Origin of the sequence: Thauera butanivorans NBRC 103042, from assembly GCF_001591165.1 — a bacterium.
GTDB lineage: Bacteria > Pseudomonadota > Gammaproteobacteria > Burkholderiales > Rhodocyclaceae > Thauera > Thauera butanivorans.
The window spans coordinates 16,239-30,182 of record NZ_BCUG01000021.1; the positions used below are offsets into that span (position 1 = coordinate 16,239).

Below are 13,944 nucleotides of genomic sequence, written 5' to 3' on the forward strand. Positions count from 1 at the left end.
GGACGAACGGCATACGAGCCTGGACCAATGGCATCTCGCGCATCTTCTGATGGCTTCAGGGAAACGCGAGCGTAGAGGCAAGGGCCCGACGGCACGACGTCCGAGCCCAGCCCTCGGTCTGTACCAGAAGCTGCCGAGTCATGACGACAGCGAGGCAAGAATTGTGAGACGAGCAAGCATTTACGCCCGCCTTCACCATATCAAGCCCAGGTATCCACCACCCCACCCGCCGCACTGCCCACCGCCGATACCGGCGGCTGTACCGGCGCCGGAATTGCCTGCAACAACTGCAAGGCGCTCTCCGCCTGCATGTCCAGCGCCATCTTCAGCACCTTGACCGAAGCTTCGGCCTGAACCTTGGCGGCCGCATTGGCGCTGGCTGCGGCGGCGATGGAGGAAACGTCCATGATCTGTACTCCAAAACGTTTGTGGTGCCAGCCGGAATGCGGCATGGCGCTCTTCAAGCGATAACGGCCGCAAATGCGGCCGCTTGAGGGTGATCTGCGGGATGTTCCCGCGCCGCCGGAGCTCAGTCGCGGAAGTTGCCGTACTGCAGCGGAAAATCCGTGATCTGCTTCTTGACCAGCGCGATCGCTTCCTGCAGCACATCGCGCTTGGCACCGGACACGCGCACCGCGTCGCCCTGGATCGCGGCCTGCACCTTGAGCTTGCTGTCCTTCAGCAGCTTGACGATCTTCTTGGCCAGGTCCTGGTCGACGCCGACGCAGACCTTCACTTCCTGCTTGACCTTGTTGCCGGAGATCTTCTGCACGTCGCCGTAGTCCAGGCAACGCACGTCGACGTTCTTCTTCGTCATCTCGGGCAGCAGGATGGTCTTGATCTGGTCGAGCTGGAAATCGCTGTCGCCATAGAGGGTCAGCAGCTTGTCGGCCTGCTCGATGTTCGCGCTGGTGCCCTTGAAATCGTGGCGGCCGGCAACCTTGCGGTTGGCCTGCTCGACGGCATTGCGCAGCGAGGGCTGGTCGACCTCGGACATGATGTCGAATGAAGGCATATCGCTTCCCCTCGTCCTGCTCGGTTCAGCCGAAATGGCAGATGTAGTGGTAGGGCTCGCCCGACACTTCGATGTCGAAGCTGGAGTTGGCCGGCACGTCGAAGGATTCGCCCGCGCCGTAGGTCTTCCATTCGTCGCTGCCCTTCAGGCGCACGCGGCAGCTGCCGGCCACGCCTTCCATGATCTCGGGCGCGCCGGTGTTGAAAGTCAGCGCGGCCGGCAGGATGACGCCGACCGACTTCTTCGTGCCGTCGGCGAACTGGATGCCGTGGCTGACGCACTTGCCGTCGAAATAGACGCTGGCCTTGGTGGCGACGGCGACGCCGTCGATCTTTTCAGTGATGCTCATGGTGATGCTTTCCTCATTCGATGCCGAGCAGCTTCTGGATGATGCCCTTGGCGACGAAGCCGACGAAGCCGACGCCGAGGCCGATGAACATCCACATCATGCCGTACTTGCCGGCTTTCGATTCCTTGCCCAGGTTCCAGATGATGAACATCATGTACAGGATCAGCGCCCCGAGGCCGAGCTTGAGCGACCAATCCTCGAACTCGGCCATGGTCAGGCCGAAGATCAGTATGTCGTCCATCATCCGTCTCCCGAATCAACGCGCTCCGAAAACCGGACTCAACCCTGCCGTCTGGTTTTCGCGTTCGCCGCGATGCGCATGCGCAGCGCGTTGAGGCGGATGAAGCCGTGCGCGTCCTTCTGGTTGTAGGCGCCCTGGTCGTCTTCGAAGGTGGCGATGGTCGGATCGAACAGCGAATCGGTCTTCGAGTCGCGGCCGGTGACGATGACGTTGCCCTTGTACAGCTTGACCCGCACCCAGCCGTTGACCGTCTGCTGGGTCTGGTCGATCAGCGCCTGCATGGCGAGACGCTCGGGGCTCCACCAGTAGCCGTTGTAGATCACGCTGGCGTAGCGCGGCATCAGGTCGTCCTTGAGGTGGGCGACTTCGCGGTCGAGCGTGATCGATTCGATGGCGCGGTGGGCCTTCAGCAGGATGGTGCCGCCCGGGGTTTCGTAGCAGCCGCGGCTCTTCATGCCGACATAGCGGTTTTCCACCAGATCGAGGCGGCCGATGCCGTGCTTGCCGCCCAGTTCGTTGAGCTTGGCGAGCAGTTCGTGCGGCTTCGTGCGGGTGCCGTTGATGGCGACCAGGTCGCCCTTCTCGAACTCCAGGTCGACGTATTCGGCGGCGTCCGGCGCGGCCTCGGGCGACACCGTCCAGCGCCACATCGATTCCTCGGCCTCGGCCGCCGGGTCTTCGAGGTGGCGGCCTTCGTAGGAGATGTGCAGCAGGTTGGCGTCCATCGAGTAGGGCGAACCGCCCTGCTTGTGCTTCATCTCGATCGGGATGCCGTTCTTCTCGGCGTAGGCCAGCAGCTTCTCGCGCGACAGCAGATCCCATTCGCGCCACGGCGCGATGACCTTCACGTTCGGCATCAGCGCGTAATAGCCCAGCTCGAAGCGGACCTGGTCGTTGCCCTTGCCGGTGGCGCCGTGCGACACCGCATCGGCGCCGGTGGCGCGGGCGATCTCGATCTGGCGCTTGGAGATCAGCGGGCGGGCGATCGAGGTGCCGAGCAGGTACTCGCCTTCATAGACGGTGTTGGCGCGGAACATCGGGAAGACGAAGTCGCGCACGAACTCTTCGCGCAGGTCGTCGATGAAGATGTTCTCCGGCTTGATGCCGAACTGCAGCGCCTTGGTGCGCGCGGGCTCGAGCTCCTCGCCCTGGCCGAGGTCGGCGGTGAAGGTGACCACTTCGCACTGGTAGGTGTCCTGCAGCCACTTCAGGATGACCGAAGTGTCCAGCCCGCCCGAGTAGGCGAGCACTGCTTTCTTGACGTCGCTCATGCTGTTTTCCTGTTTCCTGCTGTGTTGCCGGCGCGCACGCCCGTGCGCGCCTCCTTGTTCGTTGCGGCTTACCTGGGCTCCACGCGGCCGAGCATCAGGTACTCCATCAGTGCCTTCTGCGCGTGCAGGCGGTTCTCGGCCTCGTCCCAGACCACCGACTGCGGCCCGTCGATGACTTCGGCGGTGACTTCCTCGCCGCGATGAGCCGGCAGGCAGTGCATGAAGAGCGCATCGCCGGCGGCGACGGACATCATCTCGGCATCGACGCACCAGTCGGCGAAAGCCTTCATGCGCGCTTCGTTCTCGGCCTCGAAGCCCATCGAGGTCCACACGTCGGTGGTGACCAGATGCGCGCCGCGGCAGGCATCCATCGGGTCGGAGAACTGCTCGAAATTGCCGGTGCCGTACAGCCCTGCCCGCTCGGGCTCGACTTCGTAGCCCGGCGGCGTCGATACGTGGACGTTGAAGCCCAGGACCTCGGCGGCCTGCAGCCAGGTGTTGCACATGTTGTTGCTGTCGCCGATCCAGGCCACGGTCTTGCCTGCGATCGAGCCGCGATGCTCGATGTAGGTGAAGATGTCGGCCAGGATCTGGCAGGGATGGTATTCGTTGGTCAGGCCGTTGATGACCGGCACGCGCGAGTTGGCGGCGAAGCGCTCGACCATTTCCTGCTCGAAAGTGCGGATCATCACCAGGTCGCTCATGCGCGAGATGACCTGGGCCGCGTCCTCCACCGATTCGCCGCGGCCGAGTTGCGAGTCGCGCGTGTTGAGGTAGATGGCCGAGCCGCCGAGCTGCTGCACGCCGGCCTCGAAGGACAGGCGGGTGCGGGTGCTGGCCTTCTCGAAGATCATCACCAGCGTGCGGTCGAACATCGGGTGATAAGGCTCGTAGCGCTTGAACTTGTCCTTGATCCACTTCGCCCGCTCGAAGAGGTAGTCGTACTCCTCGCGGGTGAAGTCCTTGAATTGGAGATAGTGCTTGATCGAGGTCATCGGCATTCCTCAGCCGTTCGCAAGAAAGTCGCGAATCATCGGCGCCAGCATCGACACCAGGGCCCTGGCATCCTCGGCGCTGAAGGTCAGCGCCGGCAGCAGGCGCACCACGCGCTCGGCGGTGACGCTGAGCAGCAGGCCTTGTTCGGCTGCGCGCGCCATCAGCGGGCCGCAGGGGCGGTCGAGCTCGACACCGATCATCAGGCCGCGGCCGCGGATGTCGACCACGCCGGCGACGCCGTCCAGCGCTTCGGCCAGGCCCTTGCGGATCTGCTCGCCGATGGCGACGGCCTGCTCCATCAGGCCATCGGCGACGATGGTGTCGAAAGTGGCGAGGCCGGCGGCGCAGGCCAGCGGATTGCCACCGAAGGTCGAGCCGTGGTTGCCCGGGCCGAACAGCCCCTTGGCGCGGCCGGAGGTCACGCAGGCGCCGATCGGCACGCCGGAGGCCAGCCCCTTCGCCAGGGTCATCACGTCTGGCATGGCGCCGGCATGCTGCCAGCCATACCACTTGCCGGTACGCCCCATGCCGCACTGCACTTCGTCGCAGATCATCAGCCAGCCCTTGTCGTCGCACAGGGCGCGCAGCTCGCGCTGAAAGGTTTCGTCGGCGACATTGACGCCGCCCTCGCCCTGGATCATCTCCAGCATCACGGCAACGACGCTGTTGTCGTGCGCGGCGATCTTGCGGATGGCCTCGATGTCCTTGTAGGGCACGCGGATGAAGCCCTGCACCAGCGGCTCGAAGCCGGCCTGCGTCTTGCGGTTGCCGGTGGCCGACAACGTGGCCATGGTGCGGCCGTGAAAGGCGTTCTCCATGACGATGATGTGCGGCAGCGCCACGCCCTTCTTGTTGCCGTACATGCGCGCCAGCTTGATCGCCGCCTCGTTGGCCTCGCAGCCCGAGTTGCAGAAGAACACCTCGTCCATGCCCGAAGTCTCGGCGATACGGTCGGCGAGCTGCTCCTGCAGCGGAATGCGGTACAGGTTGGAAGTGTGGATCAGCCTGCCGGCCTGCTCGGCAATCGCCTTGACCAGGCGCGGATGGTTGTGGCCCAGCGTATTGACGGCAATACCGGACAAGGCATCGAGATAGCGTTTGCCAGTCTCGTCATACATCCAGGCGCCTTCCCCGTGCGTGAATGCAACAGGCAGCCTGGCGTAGGTGTTCATGACATGGGACATCGGAACCTCGATCGGAACGAAGCTGAAAACGCGCACGGCGGCAGGTGCCGCCGTGCAGAAATGAAGCGGAATCTTAAGCCAAAACCGCCAGCCCTGTACAGGCGCCGCCGATGGCGACCGATATCACGCCATACGCCGTCGATGGCGACATTCTGCTAGAATGCGCGGCGCTTTGGGCGCCGCCCGCAGGACGGCGCGCCGGGCGCACCATCTCTGCCGCCAGGGCGCATACATGACTCACAAGATCGAAAATTTCATCATCGTCGGCATCACCAATGACGGGAAGAAATTCCGCCCGAGCGACTGGGCCGATCGCCTGTGCGGCGTGATGTCGGCCTTCGGCGCCGACAACCGCATGACCTACTCGCCCTACGTCCGCCCCGGCTGCACGCTGAAAGGCGACAAGACCGTACTGGTCGATGCCGGCCTCTACGACGTCGAGCCGATGGCGTACAACTTCATGATCAATTTCGCCAAGGACAACGATCTTCAGATCGACTGGGTCGGAGACGCGCCTCTTTGAAGGCTGCGTCACGCTGAATCCTGCTCGTCTCGCTTGCGCGAGAACGGCCGAACGACAAAAAGGCGACCCGCGGGTCGCCTTTTGCCTGCCGCAGCCAAGGCCACGGCGGAGATCATGCAGCGCTCAGTGCCCCGGTCAGGCAGCCATCGACTTGATGGCGGCGGACAGGCGGCTCTTGTGGCGAGCGGCCTTGTTCTTGTGGATGATCTTCTTGTCGGCGATGCTGTCGATGGTGCTCATCGAGGTGCGAAAGACCGACTGAGCCGCCGACTTGTCGCCACCCACGATGGCCTTGCGCACGGCCTTGATCGCGGTACGCAGGCGGGAACGAAGGCTGGCGTTGTGGGCGCGAGACTTGACTGCCTGGCGGGCGCGCTTGCGAGCTTGTGCCGAGTTGGCCATAAATTTGATTCCGTTGATGAATGGTTCTGGAAAGCCCGCGATTCTATCCGCCAATCGAGCGCAACGCAAGCATGGCCGACAAGCCGGCGCCACCGTTCCGGCTTACAGTTGCCAGGGCACCGGCTATCATGCAGGCCTCGCCCCGCCATGAATCCGTTTTCCAGCCATAGATGAACCTGCTTCGCGCCCTCGCCACCGTCAGCGGCATGACGCTGCTGTCCCGCATCCTCGGCTTCGTGCGCGACCTCGTCATCGCCCGCGCCTTCGGCGCCGGCATGGCCACCGACGCCTTCTTCGTCGCCTTCCGCCTGCCCAACCTGCTGCGGCGGATGTTCGCCGAAGGTGCATTCTCGCAGGCTTTCGTGCCCATCCTGGCGGAGTACAAGAACCGCCAGGGAGCAGAAGCCACCCACACGCTGGTCAGCCGCGTCGCCACCCTGCTCGGGCTGGCCGTCGCCCTCGTCGCTGCATTGGGCGCGCTGGCCGCGCCGCTGATCATCTATGTTTCGGCACCGGGCTTTTCGGGCGACCCCGGCAAGTTCGAGCTGACGGTCGAACTCACCCGCATCACCTTCCCCTACATCTTCTTCATGTCGCTGGTGGCGCTGGCCGGCGGCGTGCTCAACACCTGGAGCCGCTTCGCGATCCCGGCGTTCACGCCGGTGCTGCTGAACATCGCCTTCATCGGCATGGCGCTGTTCGCCGTTCCGTACTTCGACCCGCCGGTGCTGGCGCTGGCCTGGGCGGTATTCATCGGCGGCCTGCTGCAGTTGGCGCTGCAGATCCGGCCGCTGCGCAAGATCGGCATGCTGCCGCGCTTCGACCTCGATCTGTCGGACCCCGGCGTGCGCCGCATCCTGAAGCTGATGGCGCCGGCCATCCTCGGCGTCTCGGTCAGCCAGATCTCGCTGCTGATCAACACCATCTTCGCCTCCTTCCTCGAAAGCGGCAGCGTGTCCTGGCTGTACTACGCCGACCGCCTGATGGAATTCCCCGCCGGCCTGCTGGGCGTGGCGCTGGGGACGATCCTGCTGCCCAGCCTGTCCAAACTGCACGCCGACGAGAAGGCGGGCGAGTTCTCCTCGCTGCTCGACTGGGGGCTGCGCCTGACCTTGATGCTGACCCTGCCCGCCGCCCTGGGCCTGGCGCTGCTGGCGGTGCCGCTGGTGGCGACGCTGTTCAACTATGGCGCGTTCGGCGCCGGCGACGTGATGCAGACGCGCAGCGCGCTGGTCGCCTACAGCGTCGGCCTCACCGGCCTGATCCTGGTGAAAGTGCTGGCACCCGGCTTCTACGCCCGCCAGGACATCCGCACGCCGGTCAAGATCGCCATCGTCACGCTGATTGCCACCCAGTTGATGAACCTCGCCTTCATCGTGCCGCTGCGCCATGCCGGGCTGGCGCTGTCGATCGGGGTGGCGTCCTGCCTCAACGCCGGCCTGCTCTACCACGGCCTGCGCAAGCGCGGCGTCTATGTACCACAAGCCGGCTGGGGCCTGTTCGCGCTCAAGCTGCTGGCCGCGCTGGCGGCGATGGGCGCGGTACTGTGGTTCGGCATGGGCGCGGAAACGCTGTGGGTCGAGATCGGCGGGCTGGAACGCGGCCTGCGCCTGGCTGCCGTGGTGCTTGCCGGCGCCACGGCCTATTTCGCCACGCTGTTCGCGCTCGGCTTCCGCCTGCGCGATTTCCGCCGCCACGGCGCCGTCTGAGAAATGCGCAACAGCGATCGACGAGGCACGCCATGAAGCTCTACTACGCCGACCATTTCGTGCTGCCGCTGCCGGAAGGCCATCGCTTTCCGATGGAGAAGTATTCGCGCCTGCGCGCCCGCCTGCTGGCCTGCGACGAATTCGACGAGATCGATTTCGTCGTGCCCGCCGCCGCCAGCGACGAGGAAATCCTGCGTGCGCACGACGCCGGCTATCTGGCGCGCGTCGTCGCCGGCACGCTGGATGCGGCAGAAGTCCGCCGCATCGGCTTTCCGTGGTCGGCGGCGATGGTCGAGCGTTCCCGCCGCTCGGCCGGCGCCACGCTCGCCGCCTGCCGCAGCGCACTGGCGGGCGACGGCGGCAGCGCCTGCGCCGCCAACCTGGCGGGCGGCACTCACCACGCCCACCGCGACTTCGGCTCAGGCTTCTGCGTCTTCAACGACGCCGCCATCGCCGCGCTGGCGATGCGCGCCGAAGGCCGGGTACGGCGCGTGGCGATCATCGACTGCGACGTACATCAGGGCGACGGTAGCGCCGCGATCCTCGCCGGCGAGCCGGAAGTCTTCACCTGCAGCCTGCACGGCGCGAAGAATTTCCCCTTCCGCAAGCAGACCAGCGACCTCGACATCGAGCTGCCTGACGACACCGGCGACGCCGCCTACCTGGCGGTACTGGACCAGGCGCTGGCAACGACCTTCGCCCGCGCCCGCCCCGAACTCGTGATCTACCTCGCCGGCGCCGACCCCTATGCCGGCGACCGCCTCGGCCGCCTGGCGCTGAGCATCGACGGCCTGCGGGTGCGTGACGAGCGCGTGCTCGGCGCCTGCCACGGCGCCGGTGTGCCGGTCGCGATCGCGATGGCCGGCGGCTACGCCGAGCCGATCGACGACACCGTCAGCATCCACTTCAACACCGTGACCACCGCCGCCCGCCTGCTGCGCAATGGCCGCTGAACGGCAGCCTGCGCAGGCAAGCGGGATGCTGCTGATCGGCGTCGATTTCACCTCCGCACCACGCCGGGCCAAGCCGATCACTGCCGCTTTCGGCCGCCTCGCGGGCGAGGAGCCCCAACAGAGGAGCGAACCGAGGGTCGAACTGACCGGCCTGGAAGCCTTCGACGACTGGCCCGCTTTCGAAGCCCTGCTCGCCCGTCCCGGCCCCTGGCTCGGCGCCTTCGATTTCCCCTTCGGCCTGCCGCGCGAAGCGGTCGTCGATCTCGGCTGGCCGCAAAGCTGGCCCGAGCTCGTCCGCCACTGCGCCGCCCTCGGCAAAGCCGGCTTCCGCGCCGCGCTCGACGCCTACCGTGAATCGCGCCCCGCCGGCCGCCGCTACGCGCACCGCGCCACCGACCTGCCGGCACGCTCGCATAGCCCGCTGAAGCTGGTGAATCCGCCGGTCGGGCTGATGTTCCTCGAAGGCGCCCCGCGCCTGCTCGCCGCCGGCCTCAGCCTGCCTGGCCTGCACACCGGCGATCCGCAGCGGATCGCGCTGGAAGCCTATCCCGGCCTGCTTGCGCGCAGCATCACCCGCGACTCCTATAAAAGCGACGAAAAGCGCAAGCAGACGACCGAGCGCCGCAACGCCCGCGAGCGCATCCTTGCCGCTCTCGGCACGGGCCACCTGGCAAACGGCCTGCAACTGCAGTTCTCCCCCTCACAGGCCGGCAGCCTGATCGACGACGCCAGCGGCGACCATCTCGATGCGGTACTTGCCCTGATGCAGGCAGCAGCCTGCGCACGCGCCGGCGCTCCCCGTTACGGCCTGCCGGCGCAGACCGATCCGCTCGAAGGCTGGATAGCCGGCACCCCCTATACCGGAAAACATCACATGTAATCCCTTGCAGTATCACATGTGATGCTCTAGAGTATGCCGCATGGAACGCAAGACATCAGCCTACTACCAACGCCTCCATCGCGCCCGTCTGCGTGAGCAAGGCCTGGTGAAGAAGGAGCTCTGGGTACTGCCCGAGCACCTGGAAACGCTGTCCTCGATCGAAAAGAGCATGCGCCAGCCGCGGAGCGCGGCAGGTCTCGTACAACCAGGCCAGGAGAAGGAGAACACGATGACGGAAAAAGCCCTGTGGACGGTCACCGCCCTGCACGACGCGCTGCGGAGCAACCCGCTGGTGGCTTCGGGCACGGCGCGGCTGGAACTGCTGGATGGCGCCGACCCCAGCCTGTTGCTGCAGATGCACGAATACGGCGACCTGCCGGTGTTCCTGGCGGTGGTCGGCGAGCACATCGTCGTCGAATCCCTGCTGTGGCCGGTGGCGCTGGTGCAGGACGTGGCGGTATTCAACGACCAGGTACTGCGCACCCACAAACTCTTCCCGCTGTCGAGCATCAGCATCGAGACCCTGCCCGACGGCGAGGAGGTCTACATCATGTTCGGCACCCTCAGCGCGGCATCGGGCCTGCCCGACGTGGTGCTCGAAATCGAGACCCTGGCCGACAACGTGATCCGCGCCACCGAAGCCTTCGAGCCGCAACTGCGCACGGCAGACTGACGCAGCCAACCGACATTCAGACACCCGGAGAGCAAAGATGAACATGTGGAGCAAGCTGGTGACCGCGCTGCGCGGCGGCGCACACGAATTGGGCGAAGCGGTGGTGGACGGCCAGGCGCTGCGCATTCTCGACCAGGAAATCCGCGACGCGGATGCCGACCTGCGGCGCTCGAAAGAAGCGCTGGCCGAGATCATGGCGAAGCAGAAGCTCGCCGAATCGCGCGTGAAGGAACAACAGGCCAGGATCGACGAATACGAGGACTACGCCATCAAGGCGCTCGAAGCGCAGGACGAGGCGCTGGCGCTGGAAGTCGCAGCCAAGATCGCCACGCTGGAAGCCAGCCGCAACGAGGAAAACGCAGTCGTTGAACAATACACCGCCAGCGTCGCCGACCTGCGCAAGTCCATCGCCCAGGCCGAGAGCCACATCAAGCGCCTGAAACAGCAGGTGGACATGGTGAAGGCGACCGAAAGCGTGCAGCGCGCACAGGCCACCGTGGCCGAACGCTACAGCGGCGCGCAGACACGGGTGCAAACGGCGCTCGATTCGCTCGAACGCATCAAGCAGAAGCAGGCCGAACGCGGCGCGCGGATGCAGGCAGCGTCGGAGCTGGCACAGGAAAGCGGCGAGGATGCGCTCGACGCCAAACTGCGCAGCGCCGGCATCTCCTCCGACACCGGCAGTGCCAACGCGGTGCTGGCACGGCTGAAGGAAAAGCGCGGCGCATGAGCTGTTGAAGACACCAGGCACGAGGGACGACCTTGGAAGCATTCCTGAACATTTCGCTTGCCTTTCCCACCGTGGTGTTCAGCTTCATGCTGGCCGTCATGGTGGTGTACTGGCTGATCGCGCTGCTGGGGCTGGCCGAGATCGAGCTGCTCGACAACCTCGCCCTGCCCGATGGCGACGGACTGCAACTGGAAGGGCTGGCGGGATTGCTGATGCGTCTGGGTCTGGCCGGCATTCCGCTGACCATCATCCTGACGGTGCTGGTGTTCTTCTGCTGGCTCATCAGCTACTACGCAGCCTGGTTGTTGTCTCCCCTGCTCGGCACAAGCGCAATGCGTTACCTGCTGGGCTCAGGCATCGCCGCCGGCGCCTTCCTCGCCGCGGTGCCGCTCACCTCGCTGGTGCTGCGGCCGGTGCGCGCCTTGCTGCGCAAGGCCGCGCCGCCAACCAGCAAAAGCCTGCTCGGCCAGGTCGGCGTGGTGCGCAGTCCCAGCGTGACCGCAGGGCAGGGCTACGCCTGGGTGGAAGACGGCGGCGCCGGCCTGATCCTGCAAGTGCGCAGTGCGACAGCAGAAGCTGAATTCCAGCGGGGTGCCCGGGTGATACTGATAGAATACGTCAATGACATGAATCTGTACCGTGTCGTCGGCGAGGACGAATTCAGGGGCTGATGCCAGTCACATGCGACGAAACGTCCGGACTCCATGAACCAAGCAATGAACAAGCAGGGAGCATTTCAATGAATCTGGCACAGGTCATGCCATTCCTGATCGGCGTGGGCACATTCGTACTGGTCGTGATCGGCCTTTTCGCGCTGTTCAAGGCCTTCTACATCAAGGTGCCGCAAGGCACGGCGCTGATCGTCAACGATCTGTCGGCGACACCCAAGGTGCATTTCACCGGCGCGCTGGTCTACCCGGTGATCTACAAGAAGGAGTTCATGCGGATCTCCCTGATCACGCTGGAAGTGGATCGGCGCGGCAAGGACGGCCTGATCTGCCGCGACAACATGCGCGCCGACATCACCGTGGCCTTCTACCTGCGCGTGAATGAAACCCAGGAAGACGTGCTGAAGGTCGCCAAGGCCATCGGCGTGGAGCGCGCATCGGACAAGGCGGCAGTCAACGAACTGTTCAACGCCAAGTTCTCCGAGGCGCTGAAGACGGTCGGCAAGCAGATCGACTTCGTCAAGCTGTTCGAGAACCGCCAGGAATTCCGCGACCGCATCATCGAGGTGATCGGCAACGACCTCAACGGCTACGTCCTCGAGGACGTGGCGATCGACTACCTGGAGCAGACGCCAAAGGCCTCGCTCGACCCGCACAACATTCTCGACGCCGAGGGCATCCGCAAGATCACCGAGCTGACCGCCGCGCAGAACATCATCACCAACGAACTCGAACGCAACGAGGAACTGGCGATCACCAAGAAGAACGTCGAGACGCGCGAAGCCATGCTCGCGCTGGAACGCCAGCAGGCCGACGCCGAAGCGCGGCAGAAGCGCGAAGTGGCGACCGTGCAGGCGCGCGAACAGGCCGAGATCCTGCGCGTGCAGGAAGAAGAACGCCTGAAGGCCGAGCAGGCGCGCATCCAGACCCAGGAACAGATCGACATCCGCGAGGAAAACGCCAACCGCGAAGTCGAGGTCGCCGAACAGAACCGCGAACGCGCCGTCGTCATCGAGAAGGAAAAGGTCGTGCGCGCGCAGCAACTGGAAATCGTCGCCCGCGAACGCGACGTGGAACTCCAGCGCATCGAGAAGGAAAAGGCGCTGGAAGAGCAGCGCACCCACATCGCCAACGTGATCCGCGAACGCATCGCGGTCGAGAAGACCGTGGCAATCGAGGAAGAGCGCATCAAGGAAGTGCGCGAAGTGTCGGAAGCCGAACGCCTCAAGCAGGTGACGGTGCTGGCTGCGCAAGCCCAGGCGGAAGAGGAACTGGTGCGCCAGGTGAAGAAGGCCTCTGCCGACGAGGATTCGGCACGCCACCGCGCAGTGGAACTCACCGTGCTCGCGCAGGCCGAGCTGGAAGCTGCCGCCAAGCAGGCCGAAGCCAAGAAGAAGCTCGCCGAAGGCATCGAAGCCGAGCGCGCTGCACCAGGGCTGGCCGATGCACGCGTGCGCGAAGTGACTGCCGCGGCGATCGAGAAGGAAGGCATGGCCGCAGCGCATGTGACCGCCGAAAAACTGATCGCCGAAGCCAAGGGCGAGCAGGAAAAGGGCCTGGCGCAGGCGCGCGTCACCGAGGCACTGGCCGACGCCAAGGAGAAGGAAGGCCTGGCCGATGCCAAGGTCCTCGAAGAACGCCTGCTTGCCCAGGCGCGGGGCGAGAGCGAGCTCGGCGCAGCCAAGGCCAAGGTCACGCAGCAGGTCGGCGGAGCCGAGGCCGAAGTACTGCGCGAGAAGTTCATCGCCGAAGCCCAGGGCCTGGTGGAGAAATTCGCCGCGCTCGCCAGCCTCAGCGACAACGCCCGCGCCCACGAGGAATTCCGCATGCAGCTCGAGAAGAACTTCGAACAGGCGATCGCCGGCATCGATGCCAGCAAGCACATCGCCCGCGAGCAGGCCGAAGTGCTGTCGTCGGCGCTGTCCAAGGCCAACATCGACATCGTCGGCGGCGAAGGCGCCTTCTTCGACCAGTTCGCCAAAGGCTTGTCGGTCGGCAAGTTCATCGAGGGCGTGGCCGGCAAGAGCCCCATCGTCGACGAGCTGCTGCAGCGCTTCACCAGCGGCGGCAAGGCAGACCTGCCCAGGGCGCTGGACCAGGCCACGGCGCCTGGGCAAGCCGACCGCAATTCGTGACCCGCGGACAGACCCTGATCACACTGTGTCAGCAGTGAAAGTAGGATGGGTAGAGCGCAGCGAAACCCATCAATGGCAAAGGCAGAGTTTTTACCGATGTGATGGGTTTCGCCTTCGGCTCTACCCATCCTACCCCGCCACTCCTGCAAAAGTATTCAGCAGGTAGGTCGCAGACTCCATACACGACACGTCACCCATCTCGCCGACACCCTCTT

General features: G+C 65.1%; 16 protein-coding genes. 8 read left to right on the forward strand and 8 right to left on the reverse strand.

From position 1 onward, the window contains the following. Positions 1–200: 200 nt before the first annotated feature. From TBU01S_RS10190 to TBU01S_RS10220, 7 genes are all read right to left on the reverse strand, one after another. Positions 201–407 (reverse strand): YjfB family protein, encoded by a 207-nt coding sequence (locus tag TBU01S_RS10190; RefSeq protein WP_068636607.1) that lies wholly within the window; start codon positions 405–407, stop codon positions 201–203. 122 nt (positions 408–529) lie between these two features. Then, a complete protein-coding gene (locus TBU01S_RS10195) occupies positions 530–1,015 on the reverse strand; it encodes a YajQ family cyclic di-GMP-binding protein (RefSeq protein ID WP_068636539.1) in 486 nt (161 codons plus the stop codon). A gap of 25 nt (positions 1,016–1,040) precedes the next feature. Then, positions 1,041–1,364: a pyrimidine/purine nucleoside phosphorylase gene (ppnP, locus tag TBU01S_RS10200; RefSeq protein ID WP_068636540.1), complete on the reverse strand. Its 324-nt coding sequence runs from the start codon at positions 1,362–1,364 to the stop codon at positions 1,041–1,043. A 13-nt stretch (positions 1,365–1,377) separates the two neighbouring features. Beyond that, positions 1,378–1,608 (reverse strand): DUF2788 domain-containing protein, encoded by a 231-nt coding sequence (locus tag TBU01S_RS10205; RefSeq protein WP_068636541.1) that lies wholly within the window; start codon positions 1,606–1,608, stop codon positions 1,378–1,380. Positions 1,609–1,643: 35 nt separating this feature from the next. Beyond that, complete coding sequence (locus tag TBU01S_RS10210; protein ID WP_068636542.1) at positions 1,644–2,876, reverse strand: argininosuccinate synthase; 1,233 nt, start codon at positions 2,874–2,876, stop codon at positions 1,644–1,646. A gap of 68 nt (positions 2,877–2,944) precedes the next feature. Next, positions 2,945–3,871 carry an ornithine carbamoyltransferase gene (gene argF, locus TBU01S_RS10215; RefSeq protein WP_068636543.1) on the reverse strand — a complete coding sequence of 309 codons (927 nt, stop codon included), beginning with the start codon at positions 3,869–3,871 and terminating at the stop codon, positions 2,945–2,947. Between the two features lie 9 nt (positions 3,872–3,880). Beyond that, positions 3,881–5,056: an aspartate aminotransferase family protein gene (locus TBU01S_RS10220; protein WP_068636608.1), complete on the reverse strand. Its 1,176-nt coding sequence runs from the start codon at positions 5,054–5,056 to the stop codon at positions 3,881–3,883. A 232-nt stretch (positions 5,057–5,288) separates the two neighbouring features. On the opposite strand from TBU01S_RS10220, the gene TBU01S_RS10225 reads away from it, so the two are divergent. After that, a complete protein-coding gene (locus tag TBU01S_RS10225) occupies positions 5,289–5,579 on the forward strand; it encodes a DUF3579 domain-containing protein (RefSeq protein WP_068636609.1) in 291 nt (96 codons plus the stop codon). A 135-nt stretch (positions 5,580–5,714) separates the two neighbouring features. On the opposite strand, the gene rpsT is transcribed toward TBU01S_RS10225, so the two are convergent. Next, positions 5,715–5,981, reverse strand: a complete 267-nt coding sequence (rpsT, locus tag TBU01S_RS10230) for a 30S ribosomal protein S20 (protein ID WP_068636544.1) — start codon at positions 5,979–5,981, stop codon at positions 5,715–5,717. Between the two features lie 170 nt (positions 5,982–6,151). Between rpsT and murJ the strand changes: the two genes are divergently transcribed. From murJ to TBU01S_RS10265, 7 genes are all read left to right on the forward strand, one after another. Next, positions 6,152–7,690, forward strand: coding sequence for a murein biosynthesis integral membrane protein MurJ (murJ, locus tag TBU01S_RS10235; RefSeq protein WP_068636545.1), 1,539 nt, complete (start codon positions 6,152–6,154; stop codon positions 7,688–7,690). A 32-nt stretch (positions 7,691–7,722) separates the two neighbouring features. Then, entirely contained in the window at positions 7,723–8,643 is a 921-nt protein-coding gene (locus TBU01S_RS10240) for a histone deacetylase family protein (RefSeq protein ID WP_068636546.1), read from the forward strand. Between the two features lie 25 nt (positions 8,644–8,668). Continuing rightward, a complete protein-coding gene (locus tag TBU01S_RS10245; protein WP_068636547.1) occupies positions 8,669–9,523 on the forward strand; it encodes a DUF429 domain-containing protein in 855 nt (284 codons plus the stop codon). A gap of 40 nt (positions 9,524–9,563) precedes the next feature. Continuing rightward, positions 9,564–10,196, forward strand: a complete 633-nt coding sequence (gene bacA, locus TBU01S_RS10250; protein ID WP_068636548.1) for a biofilm formation regulator BacA — start codon at positions 9,564–9,566, stop codon at positions 10,194–10,196. Between the two features lie 37 nt (positions 10,197–10,233). After that, complete coding sequence (locus TBU01S_RS10255) at positions 10,234–10,926, forward strand: PspA/IM30 family protein (protein WP_068636549.1); 693 nt, start codon at positions 10,234–10,236, stop codon at positions 10,924–10,926. Between the two features lie 32 nt (positions 10,927–10,958). Beyond that, positions 10,959–11,597: an OB-fold-containig protein gene (locus TBU01S_RS10260; protein WP_068636550.1), complete on the forward strand. Its 639-nt coding sequence runs from the start codon at positions 10,959–10,961 to the stop codon at positions 11,595–11,597. Between the two features lie 68 nt (positions 11,598–11,665). After that, entirely contained in the window at positions 11,666–13,729 is a 2,064-nt protein-coding gene (locus tag TBU01S_RS10265; RefSeq protein ID WP_068636551.1) for a flotillin family protein, read from the forward strand. Positions 13,730–13,944: the final 215 nt, after the last annotated feature.